The organism is Novosphingobium sp. PhB57 (assembly GCF_004342985.1).
In the GTDB taxonomy this organism is placed as follows: domain Bacteria; phylum Pseudomonadota; class Alphaproteobacteria; order Sphingomonadales; family Sphingomonadaceae; genus Novosphingobium.
Window position 1 is genome coordinate 221062 of record NZ_SMBO01000004.1, and the last position, 18586, is coordinate 239647.

Sequence of the window (18586 nt, forward strand, 5' to 3'; positions counted from 1 at the left end):
CTCCGACAGATTGGAATGACAAGAACTCGCCATTGGTACGATCGGTCTTCGCAGAGCATCTGTTTCCCGACCCAAGGAGACAGCCGTGACACCCACCCTGCGCACCCGAGCGATCCGCCTGATCCCCGGCCTTGCGCTTTGCCTGGCCGTCACCGGCGCGGCTTACCTCTGCCAGCGCGCCGAGCAGGCGCTACTGGGCGAAGCCTGGCTGGAGGCGCTCGTGCTGGCGATCGTGATCGGCACGGCCTTGCGCTCCATCTGGACGCCGGATCCGCGCTGGCAGGCGGGGATCGCCTTCAGCGCGCGGTTCCTGCTGGAGGCGGCAGTGGTGCTGCTCGGCGTTTCCGTGAGTGCCACGACGATCCTGGCGGCAGGACCGGCCCTGCTGCTCGGCATCGCGGCGGTAGTGGTGCTGGCCATTGCCGCAAGCTTCGTGGTCGGACGCCTGCTTCACCTGCCCGCGCGCATGGCCTTGCTCGTCGCTTGCGGAAATTCGATCTGCGGAAACTCGGCCATTGCCGCGGTTGCCCCCGTGATCGGCGCCGAAAGTGACGACGTGGCGGCCTCTATCGGCTTTACCGCCGTGCTGGGCGTCGTCGTCGTTCTCGTGCTGCCGCTGTTCGGAGCGGCCCTGCACCTTGGCGGCTTGCAGTACGGCGCGCTCGCAGGGCTCACCGTCTATGCCGTGCCGCAAGTCCTCGCCGCTGCGGCGCCGCTGGGCTCGGTGGCCGTGCAGATGGGCACGCTGGTGAAGCTCGTGCGGGTACTGATGCTCGGGCCGGTGTGCCTGCTGCTCTCCTTCGCCGCACCGCGTCTCTGCAACGAAACGGGAGGAACCTGGCCTCGCGACCCCGCCGGAGATCGCCCCGCCCGCGCGAGACCGGCGCTTCATCACCTTGTGCCCTGGTTCATCGCCGGGTTCCTGGCCCTCATCGCGCTGCGCTCGTTCGGCCTCGTGCCGGAGCGCCTGATCGCGCCCGCCGAGACTACGGCGACCTTCCTGACCGTCGTGTCGATGGCAGCGCTCGGACTGGGCGTCGATGTCCGCACGGTGGCGTCCGCCGGCAGCCGGGTCACGGCCGCCGTGGTCCTATCGCTGCTGGTGCTGGGCGCGATGAGCCTGGCGCTGGTCCTGACCCTTCACATGGCCTGACCCCTTGCATGCCTGACCGGAGACAGGTTGCCCGTCAGGCCCGGTGCAGCGCCGCAGCATCGGGCGCCACTTCGTAGCGCATCAGCGTCCGCACGGTGCCGTCCGGCTTCTCCACGTCGTCCATCACTTTCACATGCGTGGTCCAAAGCCGCGGCGTCACATCGAACACCTGATAGCCCCTGCGATCGGTGTAGAGATCGAGGTTGGGATTGTTGTCGAGAACGTGCGCCAGCCCGGCCTCGCCATGACCGTTGCCCCCGGACGAGATCGAGGTCGCCAGGAACTCGACGGCGACGGCCTTGCCGTCCGGCGCCTCGTCGCGTTCCGGCACGATGCCGGCCGCGTGCTTGTGATGATCGCCCGTGGCGATCACGACATTGGTCAGCCCGTTTTTGCGGATGCTTTCCACGAGGCGCACCCTGGCCGGACGATAGCCATCCCAGAGATCCGTCTCGAACGTGGGCTTGCCGGCCCCCGCCGCGCGCACGTCAAGCGGCATGACGATGACCTGCTGGGCCAGCAGGTTCCATGTCGAGGGCCGCGAAAGCCCCTCGTCCAGCCACGCTTCCTGCGCATGGCCCAGCATCTGCGGGCTGGCATGGGCCTCCGGCGTACAGGCATCCGAACGCGCGACATCGCCGCAGGACTGGTCGGTGCGATAGGTCCGCGTATCCAGCACATGGGTGCGCAGCAATTGCCCGTAGTCGAGCCGGCGATAGGCCGTGATGCCCTGCGTCCCGGGGAACATCGCGCGGCGCACCGGCATATTCTCGTACCAGGCCTGCATGGCCGCCATGCGCCGCAGCAGGAACACTTCGGGCGGTGTGCCGTCCTGATCGAAGTCGCCCGCCCAGTTGTTGTCCACTTCGTGATCGTCGAACGAGGCCGCGAAAGCGCAGGCCTGGTGCGCCGCCTTGAGGTGCGGGTCGGCCTTGTACTGCGCGTAGCGGCGACGATAGTCGTCAAGGCTGTAGATCTCGTCGCCCGCATGCTGCCGAACGGCCTTCGGGTTGCCGCGGCCTTCGTAGATGTAGTCGCCATAGTGGAATACGAGGTCGAGGTCCGGCTCCTGCGCCAGGGCGCCCCAGGCATCGAAGAAACCCGCCTCCCAGTGCTGGCACCCCGCCACGCCGATGCGCAGGCGATCGACGGCGGCTTGCGCGGCGGGCGCCGTGCGGGCCATGCCGACTGGGCTGGTATCGCTGCCGGGTGCCGTGAAGCGGTACCAGTAGTGGCGATGGGGCTGCAGGCCGAACAGTTCGACGTGAACCGAATGCCCCAGTTCGGGCCGCGCCAGTGCCTGCCCCTTCTTCACCACCCGGCGGAAGCCCGCGTCTTCGGCCACTTCCCAGCCCACCGGCACGGCAGCCTGCGGCATCCCCCCGTGCTCATCGAGCGGGCGCCGGGCCAGCCGGGTCCAGATCACGAAGCCGTCCGGCCAGGGATCGCCCGAAGCCACGCCCAGCGTGAAAGGATCGGCGCCGAGCGGGCGGGTCAGTACCGCGGCGGAGGCAGGCACGCCCGCCAGAAGCGCCAGGCCGCCGCCGGCCTTCATCAGGGTGCGGCGATCCAGGCTCATGAAAGGGGAGACCGAAAGCATGGAGGTTCTCCTGGTCAAGGGGCGGTGAGCGGCGCGGGTGCCGATCCTGTTTCCGGGTCGTAGTGCGGACCTGCGGGATCCTGCGGGCGCGGATCGCCTTCTCCCGGCCGGGCGCTTTCCTTCCAGGCGCGGGTCAGCAGGTCACGCAGCATGGCGGCGCCTGCCGCGCTGCGCCTGTAGACGAATTCGCGGCCCTCGCGGCTCGCCGGGTCTGCCAGCACCCCGCGCTTGTCGAGCGCGAAGATCGTCTCCACGTCCCGGTTGCTCTCGTTCAGGAACGTGAGGACGTGGGTGAAGAGATCGCCTTCCTGCCGCTGCGGCACGCCGATGCGCTTTTCGAAATCGGCCGGTTGCAGATCGATGGAATCCGCATAGCCGATCTCGAAATGGCCATGGATGCCGCCGCTGCGATTGTAGTTCCTGGGATTGTCGCCGAACCAGCCCTCGCAATGGATGCTGACGTGATGCGGGTTGGTGCCATCGGCGATATAGTGGGACATCCAGGCGGTGTAGAATGCCAGCGTCTGCTCGATATGCGCGGTCGGTTCCCCCTTCGAACGCTTGGACCGCAGGCTCCGCATCCCGGCCACGATGCGGCCGTAGCCTTCCATCACGGCATAAGGCATCGTGCCCGTCCAGCGCACGTTGAGGCGCTCGGCGGCCTTGGGGTCGGTCTTGACCACCCGCTCATGTTCGCGGTGGAGCGCCAGCACGAAAGCATAGCGGGAGCGCGGCACCGGATCGAGGAAGCGGAGCCGCTCGACGAACCAGGTGTGGTTGGGGTCCTCGTCGATCTTGGAGAACGGCTCCGAGGAAGACCGCCAGGTATCCGGCGCCCCCGCCTCTTCGCCGATATATTCGGCATATCGGCGCAGGAACACCGGGCCGTCGTCCGGCAGCGTATCGAGCGCGGCCTGGTCGATCACCGCGTGGCCCCGCCCGCCCCAGGCAAGAGCGGCGGGAGCATGCACGGTCGCAAGCAAGGAGAGGGCGGCAAAGGCAAGTCTGCGCATGGGAGAAGGTTTCCGCAAGAAAGGCAAAGGGCCGGCCCGGCGCCTGCAGCGCCGGGCCGGCCGGAATGTCAGAAGTTGTATGAGATACCGACGTAGGCGCGGCGACCCGAGTAGACCGAGCTGGTCAGGCGGTCCTTGGTGTCGCTGCCCAGGTACTGCCACTCGTGCGACTTGGTGAGGTTGATGATCGAAGCAGTGAGCATCAGGCCGTCCCGGATCTCGTAGGAGGCGTTGAGGTCCACCTGCTCGTAAGGCGCGGTATAAGTGTTGAGGCCCGAGGACAGGCCGCCCACCACAGTTCCGCGGCGGTTGTACGAGGCGCGCAGCAACATGCGGCGGGTCTCGTAGAAGACCGAGGCGTTGAACTGCGTCTTGGCGCTGCCCACCAGCGGCGAAGTGCCGACTTTCTCTCCGTCGAGCGTCACGTCGGCGGTCGAGGTGTCATTGTAGGTGAAGTTCACTTGCGCGCCGAGGCCGAAGGGCAGCGTGTGCTGCGCATAGACTTCGACGCCCTGCGAGACGGCGCTCGATCCGTTGGCGACCGTGGAGTACGATTCGATCAGCACTTGCTCGCCGGCCACGTCGCGGGTCACGTCCATCACCAGCGGAACGATGAAGTTCGACACGTCCTTGCGGAAAGCCGTGGCGCCGACGACCGATCCGGGGCGGAAGTACCATTCCAGGCCGATGTCATACTGCCAGGCCTTGAACGCCTTGAGCTGGGAATTGCCGCCGCTGCCCGACCAGCCGGCGAATTCGCCGAATTGGTCGCGGTCGAAGGCATAGGCTTCCGACTTGTAGGTCAGCGAACGCGCCCCGGCGAGGTCCGAGATCGAGGGCCGAGACACGACCTTGGCCACCGCGCCGCGCAGCAGCAGCGTGGGGGTGATGTCATAGGACAGGTTCAGGCTGGGCAGGACATCGGTGTAGCTCTTGCGTTCGTGCAGGCGGATGTTCTCGATGATCTCGCGACTGGCGAGCGGCAGGACCTGGCAATTGCCGTCCGCGCCCAGAGGGCGATTGGGATCGAACGGGCCGCCCGGTCCGTCGACGCAGTAGTCGACGAGGTACTGGAGGCGGTCCGAGGTCTCGTCGCGCTGGATGGTCTTGACGACGCGCAGGCCCAGGTTGCCGCGAAGGCCGCCGCTGCCGAAGTTCGCCTGGGCATAGCCGCCCAGCGCTTCCTCGCTGAGATTGTAGACGTTGTTCGGCTCCGGCTCGCGCACCGAGGGGCCATAGCGCTCATTGATGATGTCGAGATAGCGCTTGAAATCGACGCCGGGATAGAGGTTGGCGCTGAACCCGCCGTTGATGTTGCCCATCGGCGTATCGTAGAAGTATTCCGGCTGCGCGACGGCGCCGGCCGGCGTGTTCTGGTAGCGGATCTTGTTCTCCGCATCGGCGTACCATTCGTTGCGCCCGGTCTCGCGGTGGACCTTCAGGCGGCGCCATTTTCCGCCCAGCTGGATCGAGCGCAGGAAGCTGCCATCGAACGAGCGGGTGAGGTCCAGCTGGACGTAAGGCTGGTCGATCGCGCTGTTGGTGAAGCTGGAATTGGTGCCGCCGATGTCGATCTGGGCCACGCCGTTCATCAGGTTCTGCTGCAGTTCGGGCGAGAACTCCATCGCCACGCCCTTGCTGCTGAGATCCCAGGCGCTGAGGAAGTTGCCGTTCTGCTCCTGCCCCGTCACGGTGATGCGCGGCTTGGCCGCGACCTGGAATCGCATCGTCGGGCCGCCGCGGGACGCGGTCTTGCCCACCTTCAGCACGGCGTCGAAACGATCGCGCTTGTAATGCGCCTCGCCTTCGAACGTCTGCGAGTGCTGCTTCTCCTTGGAATAATACCCCGTGAGGCGCGGCGTCTCCATCGTGCACATCGGCGTCGCGGCAAGGCAGGGCGCGCCGTCGACCGAGAAGGCGGCGGACTTCATCACCGTGCCGCTCTGGTCGAACACGGCGTCGCTGAAGAACTTGCCGTATCCCCACTCGGGAATGGTCAGCTGGTTCATCACATAGTCGCTGCTATATTCGAAACGGAAGTAGTTCGCAGTAATCGTCAGGTTTTCGGTCGGACGGAACTGCGCAGTCGCCTGGATGCCGAAGCGCTCACGATCCTGGTCGAAGACTTCGGCGCGCACGGACTGCGGCGCCCAGTATCCGGTGTAGTGATCGCCGTCGATCGTGCTCTGGCCGCCGCCGGTCCAGTAGGAGACCGCCGCATCGTTGGCGATCGGATTGCCGTTCACGTCGGTCGCGCGTTCGAGGACCTGGCCATCGGCGCCGCGATCGCTCCACCAGCGCCAGGTGCCCGCAGTGGAGCGCATCTCGCGGTTGGTGCGCTTCTGGTAGACGCCGCCGACCAGGAAACCGATCGTCTCGTCCTCGTTCTTCCACGAGAACTGCGCGCCGATCTGCGGCTCGAACTTGTCGCTATTGTCCGAATACGTGCCTTCGGCGGAGATGAAGCCCGAACCGGCAGGCACGTCGAAGGGACGGCGGGTGTTCAGGATGATCGTGCCACCGATGCCGCCTTCTTCCAGTCGTGCCTCGGAAGACTTGTAGACTTCGGTGCTGGCGATGAAGTTGGCAGGCAGCATCACATAGTTGAACGAGCGCTGGGGATCGCCGCTGTCGGCGCCGGCCAGGAAGTTGCCGTTCAGCAAGGTCTGCGTAAGACCGGGCTGCAACCCGCGAATGCTGACGCGGGAACCTTCGCCGCCGTCGCGGGTGATGACCACACCGGGCATGCGCTGCAGCGCATCGGCGACGTTCTTGTCGGGAAACTTGCCGATGTCTTCCGCATTGATGACTTCGACGAAGGCATTGGCCTGGCGCTTCTGCTCCAGACTTTCCTCGATCGACTGGCGATAGCCGGTCACGACGATGTCGGGCTCCGGGGCCGGTTCACTCGCCGCAGCAACGGGACCGTTTCCCTCCGTGGCCTGCGCCAGCGCCACCACCTGACCGTCATCGCCCACCACGCGCAGGCCCGAACCGGCGATCAGCTGGCTCAGCGCTTCCTGCCGGGTCATCGTGCCGCGCACCGAAGCCGCCGTCAGCCCGCGGATCTTCGCCGCCGGATAGACGATCTTGACTTTGGCCTGCTTCGAGAATGCGATCAGCGCCTGGCCCAGCGACTGCGACGGAACGTCGAAATAGATCGTGGCAGCCTGCGCCGGAACGGCAAGCATCGCGGTCGAGGCGACCATGGCGGCGACAAGCGAATTGAACCTACGGACGGACATGAAAATCTTACCCCCGATATGGCGCAACGTCTGCGCCATTCGCGGGGATGACGGGATTGAAAAGGTTTGCCTCCAAGTCGAAGCAAAAAAATTCAGCGGATCAGTTCGTAACCCGCCGCATTGGTCACGACACGCGCGTTCAGGCTCAGGGACACGGCCTGAAGAAACTGGTCCGGCCGGTCGAGATCGAAGCGACCGCCGATCTTTTCACGCGCCAGTTCGGAATCGCCCACCGTGATCTTGCGCGTGAGATGCCGGTTGAACTCGCTCGCCGCCTCCGCCACGGATTCGTCGAGGAAAACGATCTCGCCCATCCGCCATGCCATCAGCGAGGCCACCTGCTCCGTGCTGCGCGTTTCCAGGCGCGGCGAGCCGTCCTCGACCAGGATGACCGAATCGTTGCGGCGCAAGGTCAGGCCGCTCGCGGTCTGCGGCAGATGCAGCGCCGCGCCGTCGACCAGCGTCAGTTCCGCATGGCCGTCCTCGATCCTGACGTCGAACAGGCCCGGCGCCAGCGGCAGCGAAGCGTCGTTGGCGCGCAAGGTCGCCGCGCCGCCGTGCCGCAAGTCCAGCGCCATCTCGCCGCGGTCCAGCCGGAGTGTCCGCTCGTGGCGGCCGAACCGCCAGGACAGTGCACTGTCAGTATTGAGGTAGGCGACACTGCCGTCGGGCAAGGCCACGCGCTTCGTCTCGCCAATCCCGGTCTTCGCCGAATCCCAGGCATAAGCGCGCTCGGCCAGGAAGCCGGAGCCGAGCACGGCCATCGGCACGCCCACGGCGGCAACCTTGAGCCACTGCCGCCGACTGACGCGCCAAGGCACGGCCGGGGCGACCGGAGCCCCGGCGATGCCCTCCCATTTCGCGACGATCCGCGCATAGGCCACGGCGTGGGCAGGACTGCCGGTGCGCCACGCCTCGAACTCTTCCGGACGCGCGGTTCCCGCGTCCAGCGCCGCGAACCAGCGCGAGGCTTCCGCAAGAAGGGCATCCTGACCCAGAGGATCTTTCGAATTCGTCATGTATCACGGCGTCTGCAGTGGGTTGCGATCGGCTAAGTGTCGGTCCTGAGACCCTTGTCTATCAAGCTGGCGCAAATCAGAGAAGCATCTTCTCCCGCACGTCTTCCGATGGCGCCTCGCAAGTGCGGTCCTGCGGGGTCAAGGCGTGGGTCAGAAGTTCGACCGCGCGCGCCAGGCGTTTCTCGAAAGTGGAGACGCTGATGCCGAGATCGCTGGCGATCTCTCGCGGGGTTTCCTCTGCAAAGCGGCGGCGCACCAGCGCGATCCGGCAACGCTCCGGCAGGGTCGCGATAGCTTTCTGGACATGCGCCATCTGCATCCGCGCGGCGACGGTGCGGAAACTGTCGGGCGTATCGTCGGCAACTTCGTGCAGCGACAGTTCGGGCAGCGGCTGCATGGTCACGACCCGGGCCTGGCGGATACGCTCGATCGCCTGGTTGTGGATCATGCGCATCACATAGCCCGGCGGATTGGCAATGGCGCTCCACCCATCGAGCGTGAACAGCTTGGCGTAGACGTCCTGCACGATATCGCCCGCCTCCTCGTCGTTGCGAACGGTGCGGCGCGCATAAGCGAGATAGGCCCGCTCATGCGGCAGGACTTCGTCGACGAACCAACGATCAATCGGGCGAACTTGAGGCGCGGTCACGGCGAATGGCTCGGCAGCGAGAAGAGGACGGCCCGCGACTAAGCGACTATAATGTAAGTTTTGCTACATGGACCGAGAATAGACGCTGCGTCGGCCTGGCGCGAATGGCATTGCATGGTTCTGCGGCCGGTCGAACCGGAAATGCTCTCACCGGCCGGCAGAAAGAATCGCGCCCTCGCGGCAGATCGCCGCGAGGGCGCGGATCAGGCTTCGAAGCCCTTCAACGCGGCCGCAGCCTCGTCGAAGGCCTTCCAGACCGTACCGGCAAGCGCCGCGCCCACGCTGCAGCGGCGGGCGCCCAGTCGCGCGTAATCCGGGATCGTGTCGAAACTGGCGACCAGCACGTTGACCGGCTTGGGCGCGACGGCCGCGATCAGTTCGGCAACGGCGCCATGATCGAGCATGAAAGGCACGAAAAGGACATCCGCGCCGGCCTCGCTATAGGCGACCGCACGCGCGATCCATTCGGCGGCCGGCGTTTCCGGCGCGCGGAAGAATTCGCTTCGCCCCACCAGCAGGACATCTGGATCGAGCGCTTCGCGCACGGCCGCGATACGTTCGGCCCCAAGGCTTCGGTCGTAGATCGCGCTACCCGACCAATCCTCGATCGACAGGGCGGCAATGCCGGTGGCCGCGGCGCGCACGGCATTGGCGGCGACCGCCTCTGGCGCGTCCGCGAACCCGTTCTCGAAATCCGCATTCACCGGCAGGCCGGTTGCCGCAACCAGCATTTCGAGATGCGCGACCGCTTCGTCGCAGCTCAGCTGGCCATCATCCTTGCCCAGCGCCCAGGCCGCACCGGCACTGGTGGAGGCGATGGCCTGGAAACCCTGGGCTTCAAGCCGTTTCGCGCTGCCGGCATCCCAGGCATTGGGGAGAATGAAGAAGCCATCCTGGTGCAGTGCGCGAAAGCGGGCGCGTTTTTCCTCGGTGTTGAGCATGACGATTCCCGTTTGAAAGTTCTCGTCATGTTCTACCTCGCCAAACAGGATGCTGCAACCGGGATTGGACGGCGTCATGCTTCCGGCACCGCAATCGCCGCCTCCCGCAAGGGCCCGCGGGATTACCGCAGCGGTTCGATGATCGAGGCGATGTCCTGCTCCCCATGTCCGGCCGCCGCCGCATCGAGGAACCGCTTCCGCGCCGCCTCCGCAATGGCGGACGGAACTCCGGCCTCGGCAAGGGCCTGACCGGCGTAGCTCAGGTCCTTGGCCATCAGCGGCACGAAGAAGTGCGGATCGTAGGCCCGGTCGAGCATGCGGCGCGAGACGGCCTTGAGCAGCGGACTGGCCGGGGCGCCTTCGGTGAGGACCGAAACGGCCTGCTCCACGTTGAGTCCGCGCTTTTCGAACAGCGCCAGGGCTTCGGCCAGGCTGGCCGCCTGGACGCCGCAGAGGAAGTTGTTGGCGAGCTTCACCGTGGCACCGCTGCCGACCGGGCCGAGATGGACCGTCGCGCTTCCCATCGCGTCCAGCACGGGACGCGCGGCTTCGAGGACGTCCGCTGCCCCGCCGACAAGAAAGCGCAGCGCGCCTTGCGCCGCCTGATCGCGGCTGCCGGTCACCGGTGCTTCCAGGAACCGCACGCCGCGCGCCTCGGCCAGCGCCGCCAGTTCGGTCACCCAACCGCCGGTGAGCGTGCTGGAATCCAGGGCGATCGCCCCTTCGTGCATGGCCGCCAGAGCGCCGTCTTCGCCGGTCCAGACCGCGCGGGACACTGCATCGTCGGCCAGCATGGCGATGACGATCGCAGCCCCGTTTCCGGCATCCGCCGGAGAGGCGGCAATCCGCGCGCCCTCATCCGCCAGCGGCTGCGCCTTGTCCGCGCTGCGGTTCCACACGGCGACCTCGAAGCCCGCTGCCAGCAATTGCCGCGCCATGCCGGAGCCCATGATACCCAGGCCGAGCACGGCCACTTTCATCCTCGTCATCCGATCACCTTGAAGCGCGAGAGGGCATCCTCGTCGATTTCGAGGCCGAGCCCCGGAAGATTGTCGTCCAGGTCGATGTACCCGTCCACCGCCTGCGGCTCACCCTTGAAGATGTACCAGAAGAGCTCGTTGCCGACTTCTACGTCCACCATCGGGAAGTACTCCGCAATCGGAGAATTGAGGCTGGCCATCACCACATGGTAATTGTGCATCTGCCCGGCATGGGGGACGACCGGGATGGAATAGGCTTCCGCCAGCGCCTGGATCTTGCGCGCGGCGGTGATGCCGCCCACCCGGTTGGTGTCGAACTGGAAGTAGTCGAGCGCCCTGGCCTCGATCATCTGGCGGAAGCCGAAGCTGGTGAACTCGTGCTCGCCCGCCGCGATGGGGGTAGTGCCGAAGCGCCGCAGCTCGTGATAGCCGTTGATGTCGTCGGGGATGATCGCCTCTTCCAGCCAGCGCAAATTGAACGGCTCTATCAGCCGCATCATGCGCTTCGCATAGTCGAGGCTCCAGCCCATGTAGGCATCGGCCATGATGTCGATCCCGTCCCCCACGGTCTCGCGCACGGTGCGGAGCAGTTCGACGTTGCGGGCCATGCCCTCTGCGCCGTCGATGGGCCCCCAGCCGAAGCGCAGCTTCATCGCCTTGTAGCCTTGCGCCTTGTAGCGGGCGGCTTCCTGGGCGAGTTCGTCCAGCGGGACCGAATAGAGACGGCTGGCGTAGACCGGGATCTTCGCCTTGGTGCGCCCGCCCAGCAATCGGAATACCGGCTGTTTCGCAGACTTGCCCATGAGATCCCAGATCGCGATATCGAGCGCGGAAATGGCCACCAGCGCCACGCCCTTGCGCCCGAAGGCCATCGTCTTGCGGTACATGTGCTGCCAGAGAAACTCGCTGTCCCACGGATCCTGCCCGATCAGCAGGGGCGCGAGGTACTGGTCGATCATCTGCTTGGTGACGAGCGGCGCCAGCGCGGCATTGCCGATCCCGACAAGCCCCTGGTCGGTGAATATCTCCACGATCAGCCAGCCATGGAACGTGAAGGTGCCCATGGTCTCGGGCGACAGCATGGGGGACACGAGGTCCATGGGATTGGTGCAGAAATGCGGTGGCAGCGGCACGGTATCGCCCTGCCACTGGACGACGCGGGTGCGGACTTCGGTGATCTTCAAGGCAGGACCTTTCCTGAAAAATCAAGTTGCGAGATGCGGGGAATGGTGAGGCAGATCAGCGCGAAGGCGATCAGGTGGAGCATGGCGGCCACGGTCAGCACGGGCGGGTAGCCCAGCCCCATGTCGAGCGCCAAGCCTGCCGCCTGCCCCATGACGATGCCGCCGAAAGCGCCGCCCAGGCCGACCAGCCCGGCCAGCCGCCCCAGCGCGCGGCGTGGAACCAGGTCGGTCGGCAGGGTCATGACCAGGGTGGACCAACTCTGCTGGCCGAAGAAGGCGAGGCTGAAGATCGCGATCACGGCGGCGACCGAAGCGGTGGCCGGCACAAACATGACCCAGGGCATGCAGGCGGCGCTGGCGCCGAGCGCGATCTTGCGGGCGGCGTTGACCGAATGACCCGTCGAAAGCAGGCGGCTCGACAGCCAGCCGCCGCAGAGGCTGCCCACGCCCGAGGCGGCATAGGGAATCCAACCGATGGTGGCGGCCTGCTTGAGGTCGAAGCCATGCGCCTCGAACAGGTACTTGGGCAGCCAGAACAAGTAGAAGTACCACGCGCCGTCGCTGAGGAACTTGGCGCAGACGACGCCGCGCACCTCGCGGCGGGCGACCAGCCCGGCCAGCGTCGGCGCGGGGCCGCTCGTCACTTCCGCGTTCGCGCTCTCGGACGGCGTGCGATAGGTCAGGAACCACCAGACCGCCCAGGCCAGGCCGAGGCCGCCGGTGAGAAAGAACACCCAGCGCCAGCTCGCCAGGCCGAACCAGTGGCCATAGGCCAGCACGCCTGCGATCAGCGGCGGTGCGATGACCGCGCCGACCGCCGTGCCGGCATTGACCAGTCCCATGGCCGCCGCGCGGTGGCGGGGCGCGAACCATTCGGCGATGGCGCGGGTGGCGGCGGGGAAGCCCCCGCCCTCCCCCATGCCCAGCAGCAGGCGGCTGACGACCAGTGCCGCGATCCCGCCCGCAAACCCGTGGCTGGCGCAGGCCAGGGACCAGAACACCATGATCGCCAGAAAGCCGGCACGCGTTCCCACGCGGTCGAGCAGCCAGCCACCACCCAGGTACATGAGGCCATAGGTGGCCAGGAAGGCGGAATCGAGGAAGGCCTTGGTCTGGTTGCCGATCGGGATATCGGCTTCGATATACTTGATCGCCCAGGGCAGGGTCTGGCGGTCGAGATAGCTGATGGCGATGGCGACGGCGATCATGGCCGCAATCGCCCAGCGTCCCCGTATCGGACCTGAACCTGTCTCAGGCCTTGTCCCTGTCCCTGTCCCTGTCCCTGCCCCTGTCCCTGTCCTTGTCCCGGCCACGGCTTCCACGTCCGCCATCCTCACTGAGCGTCGAGCATGACCAGGGCGACACCCTGACGCGGCAGGCGCAGCGAGACACGGGCATCCTTGCCGCTTGCGCTCACGGCGATCCGCTCCGCCTGCATGCGCGACGCGGCTTCCAGCTGGGCATATTGGTTCTGGTCGGGAGACTGGGGCGATCCCATCTTCTGCCAAGCCGCGAAGGCATTGGCGTGGTCGCGGTCCACCCGCCACAGGCTCGCCCCGGCAGGCGCGACCTTGAGGCCCTTGAAGTTGACGGTCACCTGCGCGTCGGGCCCGGCGACGTCATCGTCGTGATAGTGCCAGAGCAGCAGCGCCACTTTGCCCTCGGCCGTCCGCGTGGCGATGGAGCCGATGTCGGCATTGCCTTGCACGCCTTGCGCCATCACCGCTTCGAGCGGGATCTGCGCGGCGTTGACCGTCGCCAGCTTCGTCTCGCCAAGCTGGGCGAACATGCGGAATACGTTGAGCACCGGCAGGTCGACGCCATTCGTGGAAAGCTGGCGATAGCCGGCGAACCAGGGCTGGTCTTCGAACTCGAAGGACCAGGACAACACGCCTTCCAGGTTGACCTTGCGCTTCTGCGCCAGTTCCCAGATCCGCGCGAAGCTGGCCGCCGTGTAGCTGGAATACATCGTGCCGTTGCGATAGTCGTTCTGCGGGCCGGGGCAGGCCGCGCAGCCCTCCGGATCGCTTTCGCCGATCACCACCGGCTTGCCCGCCAGCGCAGGGATCGACAGCACTTTGGTGAAACCGCCATCGGTCTCGCGCAGATGCGTGGCTATGCCCATGCGGACATGCCCGTCCACGAAGGAGGGCTTGCCCTTGGCATGAAACGAAAGAAAATCGGTGGGCGTGCCCGTCTCGCCGGTCGCATAGTTCTTCCCCGAGGATACGTGCTTGAGGAAACCGTCCATGAACGTGCCGCCGGGCCCCGCCACATCCGGCCCACCCACGCGCGCGCTCGGCAGGGCCTTGCGGATCGCTGCAACGGCGTAGTCGTGCAGCTTGTAGAATTCCTCGGGACTTGCCGACCAGTAGAAGTTGGAATTGGGCTCGTTCCAGACTTCGAAGTACCAGCTTTCCACCTCCGCCTTGCCATAGCGCTCGATATTGTGGAGCGTCCACTGGCGCACCAGTTCCGCCCACTTCTCGTAATCCTTCGGCGGATAGGTCCAGCCGGTGGCGATCAGTTTGTAGTCGAAGCCTGGGCGCCAGCTATGCTGGTAAGGCGTGCCCTTGGGCGCGCTGGAAAGCGCCTCCGGCATGAAGCCGATCTGGAGATAGGGCCGCACGCCGCGCGCCAGATAGGCGTCGATGATCCCGTCCACCACCGTCCAGTCGTAGACCGGCTTGCCGTCCTTGCCTTCGCTGTAGGCATTGGTGCTGCCCCACTTGAACGCCGGCGTGCCATCGCCCGAACTCAGCAGGTTATGAGCGCGGAAGTAGACCTGGCCGGACTTCAGTTTGCCCAGTTCGACCAGCAGCTTGCGGCCGTCCTTCATCGTCGCATAGTTCGGCTCGTCGGCACCGAAGAACCGCCACACGGGGGGCAGCTTGCCCTCGGCCCGGGCGGTATCGACGGTGACGGTCACGTCCCTAGCGGTATCGGTCAGCGCCGTCCCGGCCTTGCCGGCCGCCGTCTGCGCATGGACCGGCAGGGGAAGCGTCATGAACGCGGCCATTGCAGCGATCGCCCTGGATATCGTCATCGGGTCATCCTCTTGAATGGGAGCATTGCCAAAGTCCTCACATCTTGGCCCGGAAACCGAGCGCGATGGTGCGGGTGTAAAGGACCGTATCGCGCGGGAAGAGCGCCGGGTCGTTGAAAGAGGTCTTGTAAAGGTTCTTCAACACATTGGTCGCGTCCAGCACGACCGTGAAGTCCGGATTGATCTCATAGGAGAATGACAGGTCAAGGTTGCTGATCTGTCCATTGGTGATGAAATTCGGATTGATGCCGGTGAAGTGCAGTCCGGCGTTGTACTTGTCGCGCCAGACATAGGATGCCCGGCCCGAGAAACCGCCCTTCTCATAGATCAGAGTCGCGCTGGCGGAATACTTGGAGACGTTCTGGAACGGGATGTCCATGTAACCGGTGACGCCCGGCAAGGGAGAAAGCGCCTTGTTCTTGCCGTCGATATACGTGCCGTTCGCGCTCACGCCGATGCCGTCGAGCCAGGTGGGCAGCCCCTTGGGGAACAGGGTCACACCGCCCTCGATCCCCTGGATCTTGCCCGAACCCGAGTTTTCCGGCCGGGTGATCTGGTAGACGCCGTTGTCGGCCCCGAGGTAGTCGATATCGAAATTGCTGGTGACGGACTGGATGAAGCCCGTCACGTCGCGGCGGAACAGGGTGGCGGTGATCGAGCTGGACCGATCGATGTACCATTCCAGCGACAAGTCGTAATTGTCCGAGCGGATCGGCTTCAGGTCGGCATTGCCGCTGCTGCCGCGTCCGAAAGGCTGCTGTCCCGGGACGGGCGGCGTCAGCGTCACTGCTGGGTTGAGCTGGGCGAAGCTGGGCCGGGTGATCGTCTTGCTGGCGGCGAAGCGCAGGAACAGATTGTCCTTCAGCTTGTAGCGCAGCGCCAGGCTGGGCAGGACGTCGGTGCTCTCGTTACGGATCGTGACGGGCGAGGTCGCCCCGCGCAGGACCAGGAAGGCGTTCGACGTGATGTCGGTTCGGATAACCCGCAAGCCGATCTGACCGTCCAGCCGCCCCGCCTCGATATTGGCCTGCAGATAGCCGGCATAGTTCTTCTCGGTGATGTCGAAGTGCTGCGTATCCTGGAAAGCCGGATCGGCGGCGGCCAAGCCGAAGGTCTGGCGCAAGTCGCCGATCCGATCGAGCAGGTAGCTGGTGGAAGGCGTCGCCCATTGCCGCGCATAGGGCCGCGTGCCCTTGTAGAACCCGCCGGGAGTCAGCGTCATCAAGCCGGGCAGATCGTCCGCCTTGATGGAGTAGCACTTGACCGCGCCGGTGGCGGAGCAGTTGACGGTCTGCACGAAGGAGTCCGACCTCGCATCCCGTTTGCTGATGCGGGCGCCGGCGTCGATCCCGGAAAAGATCAGGAATGGCGAGCGGTAGGAGACGTCCGCGCGCCACGCCAGTTCCTTGCCGTCACCCACGGTGCGCGTCGTCGAGAGGCGTGAGAGATAATAGCGTGACGGATCGGCGATATCGTCGGCGGGGAGCACGAAAGTCGGCGTTCCCGAACCATTGTTGAACACCGCATCCGTGCGCGCGGCGATGAAATCGACATCGAGGTTGTTGGCGATGTCGGTGGCCTTGGAGCGCGTATAGGAAAACTCGCTCGATGCCTCCCAGTCGCCGCTCTTCCAATCCGCCCCGAGCGCGCCCTGGTAGCGGTCCGCGGTGTTCTGGTAGGCTTGCCCGAACTGCGCCACGCGCCCGCCGGCGATGCTCAGCGACTGCACCAGCTTGGTGTCGTCCACGAACTGGAGCGGCGAGAGCAGCGTGCCGTTCATCGAGGTGAAGTTCTGGTTGCCGTTGCCCTTTTCGCGGTAGCCGTAGAACAGGCCGTCGGCATGGACGGTCAGCCGGTCGTCCGGCGCCCATTGCAGCGCGACGTTCACGGCGGGCCGCTTGCGCGTGCCGATCCGGTCGAAGGCGCCGATGACATCGGTGCGGAACACCCGGGGGTCGGCGGCGCCCGTACCGCGCGGGTCGAGCGGTACGCCGGGCGTGTAAGGCGCGCGGCTGTTATCGAGATTGTAGCCGAAATAGCCGCCGCCGAAGATCGTCTCGTCGCGGTAGCGGGTCTGGTGGAATGAAACGCTCACCAGCGCGCCGATCTCGCCGATGCCGGTGGACCAGCGATCGGTCAGCAATGCGCTGGCATAAGGGTCGATCTTGTCGGCCTGCTCGCTGTAGACCTCACGGCCGGCCAGCGCGAGCTGGAAACCCTTGAAGTCGAACGGCCGCCTGGTCCGCACGTCGATGAGACCGGCGATGCCGCCTTCGAGCTGCTCCGCGGAACGGGACTTGTAGACGTCGACGCCGGCCACCAGATCCGCCGGAACGTCTGCAAGCGAGAGCGAGCGGCCGGTGGTGGTGAAGATGTTGCGCCCGTTGATGAGCGTCACCACGTCGGGCAGCCCGCGGATCAGCACGGTGGCGGATTCCCCGCGGGCGCGCGGAGCGACCTGGACGCCGGGCACACGCTGGAGCGCTTCCACGACATTGTTGTCCGGCAGCTTGCCGATGTCCTCGGCCACGACCGAGTCCACCAGTTGCTGGGCGTTGCGCTTGATGTTCTGCGCGGAAGAGAGGCTGGCCCGCATGCCGGTGACGATGATGTCCTGGCTGGAAACGCCCGGGTCCGGCGCCTCGCCCCCGCGCTCGGCTGCCACGGCCTGAGCGGCATCCTGCGCAGAGTCTGGCCCGGAAACCTGTGCGGCGTCCTGAGCGGCGTGGGCGGTGCCTGATAGCGTGAAAAGGATGGCGATCGCGGATGCGCTGCCCAGACCAAATCCAGTTTTCATGATATCCCCTCCGAGTCTGTCTTTTATTTCTCATACTAGATTGCCGATCATTCTCGGCATGACAAGCCTGATTCCGGCATATCGCCGCCTCAAACCGAAAATTGGTATTTTTTTCTCATACTAGATGTGCGCGACAACGTCGCTCCGGGCTTGACGTCAGCGCGAGGACCGCAGACGAGGGGTGGATGAGCGTTGAAGACGACCATCCCCTGTCGCGGCACGCGACGCAGCCGACACGGGCGATCCATGATCGGATCGCACACGACCTGGCGATCGCGATCGTCGGAGGCCGCTACCAGCCCGGCGAAATGCTTCCGGGGGAAGAGCGCTACAGCGCGGAACAGGGCGTTTCGCGCACCGCCTACCGGGAAGCCGTGCGTGTTCTTTCCGCCAAGGGCCTGGTCTATAGCCGCACCAAGAGCGGCACCCGCATCAACGAGCGTCTGCGCTGGAACATCCTAGACCTCGATGTTCTGGCCTGGATGTTCGAGGCCGGGCCGACGCCGGAATTCCTGCGGGACATCTTCGAACTGCGCACCGTGGTCGAACCCGCCGCAGCCCAGTTCGCGGCCATGCGCCGCGACGGACAGGACATCTCGCGCATGGGTCACGCGCTAGAGGAAATGCGCCGTTTCGGGCTACAAACCTCGGAAGGCCGTGCGGCAGACCAGAGCTTTCACAACCTGATCCTGATGGCCACCCGCAACGAGGCGCTCATCAATCTGGCCACTTCGGTGACCGCCGTGGTCGCCTGGACCACTCGCTTCGCCCGCGACGAACGCAAGGAATCGCGCGATCCCATGCCCGATCACGATGCCGTGTTCGACGCCATCCTGCGCGGGGACCCCGAAGACGCGCGGCTCAAGATGCTCGCCCTCATCGGCAATGCCTCGCGCGATGCGGGAATGTCGGGCGCTTAGCGGCCAGGACCTCGTTTATTTTTCATACGAGATTCGGCG

General features: G+C 65.7%; 13 protein-coding genes. 2 read left to right on the forward strand and 11 right to left on the reverse strand.

Annotated features, from left to right (window positions below):
• Positions 1-85: 85 nt before the first annotated feature.
• On the forward strand, positions 86-1153 hold the full coding sequence (locus tag EDF58_RS14245) for a putative sulfate exporter family transporter (protein WP_132266759.1): 1068 nt from the start codon (positions 86-88) through the stop codon (positions 1151-1153).
• A gap of 34 nt (positions 1154-1187) precedes the next feature.
• Here EDF58_RS14245 and EDF58_RS14250 read toward each other — a convergent pair whose 3' ends face one another.
• The 11 genes from EDF58_RS14250 to EDF58_RS14300 form a co-directional block, all read right to left on the reverse strand.
• On the reverse strand, positions 1188-2753 hold the full coding sequence (locus EDF58_RS14250; RefSeq protein ID WP_132266761.1) for an alkaline phosphatase D family protein: 1566 nt from the start codon (positions 2751-2753) through the stop codon (positions 1188-1190).
• Positions 2754-2767: 14 nt separating this feature from the next.
• On the reverse strand, positions 2768-3766 hold the full coding sequence (locus tag EDF58_RS14255; RefSeq protein ID WP_132266762.1) for a nuclease: 999 nt from the start codon (positions 3764-3766) through the stop codon (positions 2768-2770).
• Between the two features lie 68 nt (positions 3767-3834).
• Positions 3835-7011, reverse strand: coding sequence for a TonB-dependent receptor (locus EDF58_RS14260; RefSeq protein WP_243654265.1), 3177 nt, complete (start codon positions 7009-7011; stop codon positions 3835-3837).
• Between the two features lie 92 nt (positions 7012-7103).
• Entirely contained in the window at positions 7104-8030 is a 927-nt protein-coding gene (locus EDF58_RS14265) for a FecR domain-containing protein (protein ID WP_132266764.1), read from the reverse strand.
• A gap of 76 nt (positions 8031-8106) precedes the next feature.
• On the reverse strand, positions 8107-8679 hold the full coding sequence (locus EDF58_RS14270; protein WP_132266766.1) for a sigma-70 family RNA polymerase sigma factor: 573 nt from the start codon (positions 8677-8679) through the stop codon (positions 8107-8109).
• A gap of 203 nt (positions 8680-8882) precedes the next feature.
• Positions 8883-9620, reverse strand: a complete 738-nt coding sequence (locus EDF58_RS14275) for an isocitrate lyase/phosphoenolpyruvate mutase family protein (RefSeq protein WP_132267208.1) — start codon at positions 9618-9620, stop codon at positions 8883-8885.
• A 122-nt stretch (positions 9621-9742) separates the two neighbouring features.
• Complete coding sequence (locus EDF58_RS14280; RefSeq protein WP_132266768.1) at positions 9743-10609, reverse strand: NAD(P)-dependent oxidoreductase; 867 nt, start codon at positions 10607-10609, stop codon at positions 9743-9745.
• The gene (locus EDF58_RS14285; protein ID WP_132266770.1) at positions 10606-11784 is read right to left on the reverse strand and encodes an L-rhamnonate dehydratase; all 1179 of its coding nucleotides are present in this window, start codon (positions 11782-11784) and stop codon (positions 10606-10608) included. Before EDF58_RS14285 ends, EDF58_RS14280 begins: the two co-directional genes overlap by 4 nt.
• Positions 11781-12992, reverse strand: a complete 1212-nt coding sequence (locus EDF58_RS14290; protein ID WP_132266772.1) for an MFS transporter — start codon at positions 12990-12992, stop codon at positions 11781-11783. Before EDF58_RS14290 ends, EDF58_RS14285 begins: the two co-directional genes overlap by 4 nt.
• Positions 12993-13117: 125 nt before the next feature.
• Complete coding sequence (locus tag EDF58_RS14295; protein ID WP_132266774.1) at positions 13118-14830, reverse strand: beta-xylosidase; 1713 nt, start codon at positions 14828-14830, stop codon at positions 13118-13120.
• 37 nt (positions 14831-14867) lie between these two features.
• Positions 14868-17627, reverse strand: a complete 2760-nt coding sequence (locus EDF58_RS14300) for a TonB-dependent receptor (RefSeq protein WP_132266776.1) — start codon at positions 17625-17627, stop codon at positions 14868-14870.
• A gap of 185 nt (positions 17628-17812) precedes the next feature.
• Between EDF58_RS14300 and EDF58_RS14305 the strand changes: the two genes are divergently transcribed.
• Positions 17813-18547 (forward strand): FadR/GntR family transcriptional regulator, encoded by a 735-nt coding sequence (locus EDF58_RS14305; protein ID WP_132266778.1) that lies wholly within the window; start codon positions 17813-17815, stop codon positions 18545-18547.
• Positions 18548-18586: the final 39 nt, after the last annotated feature.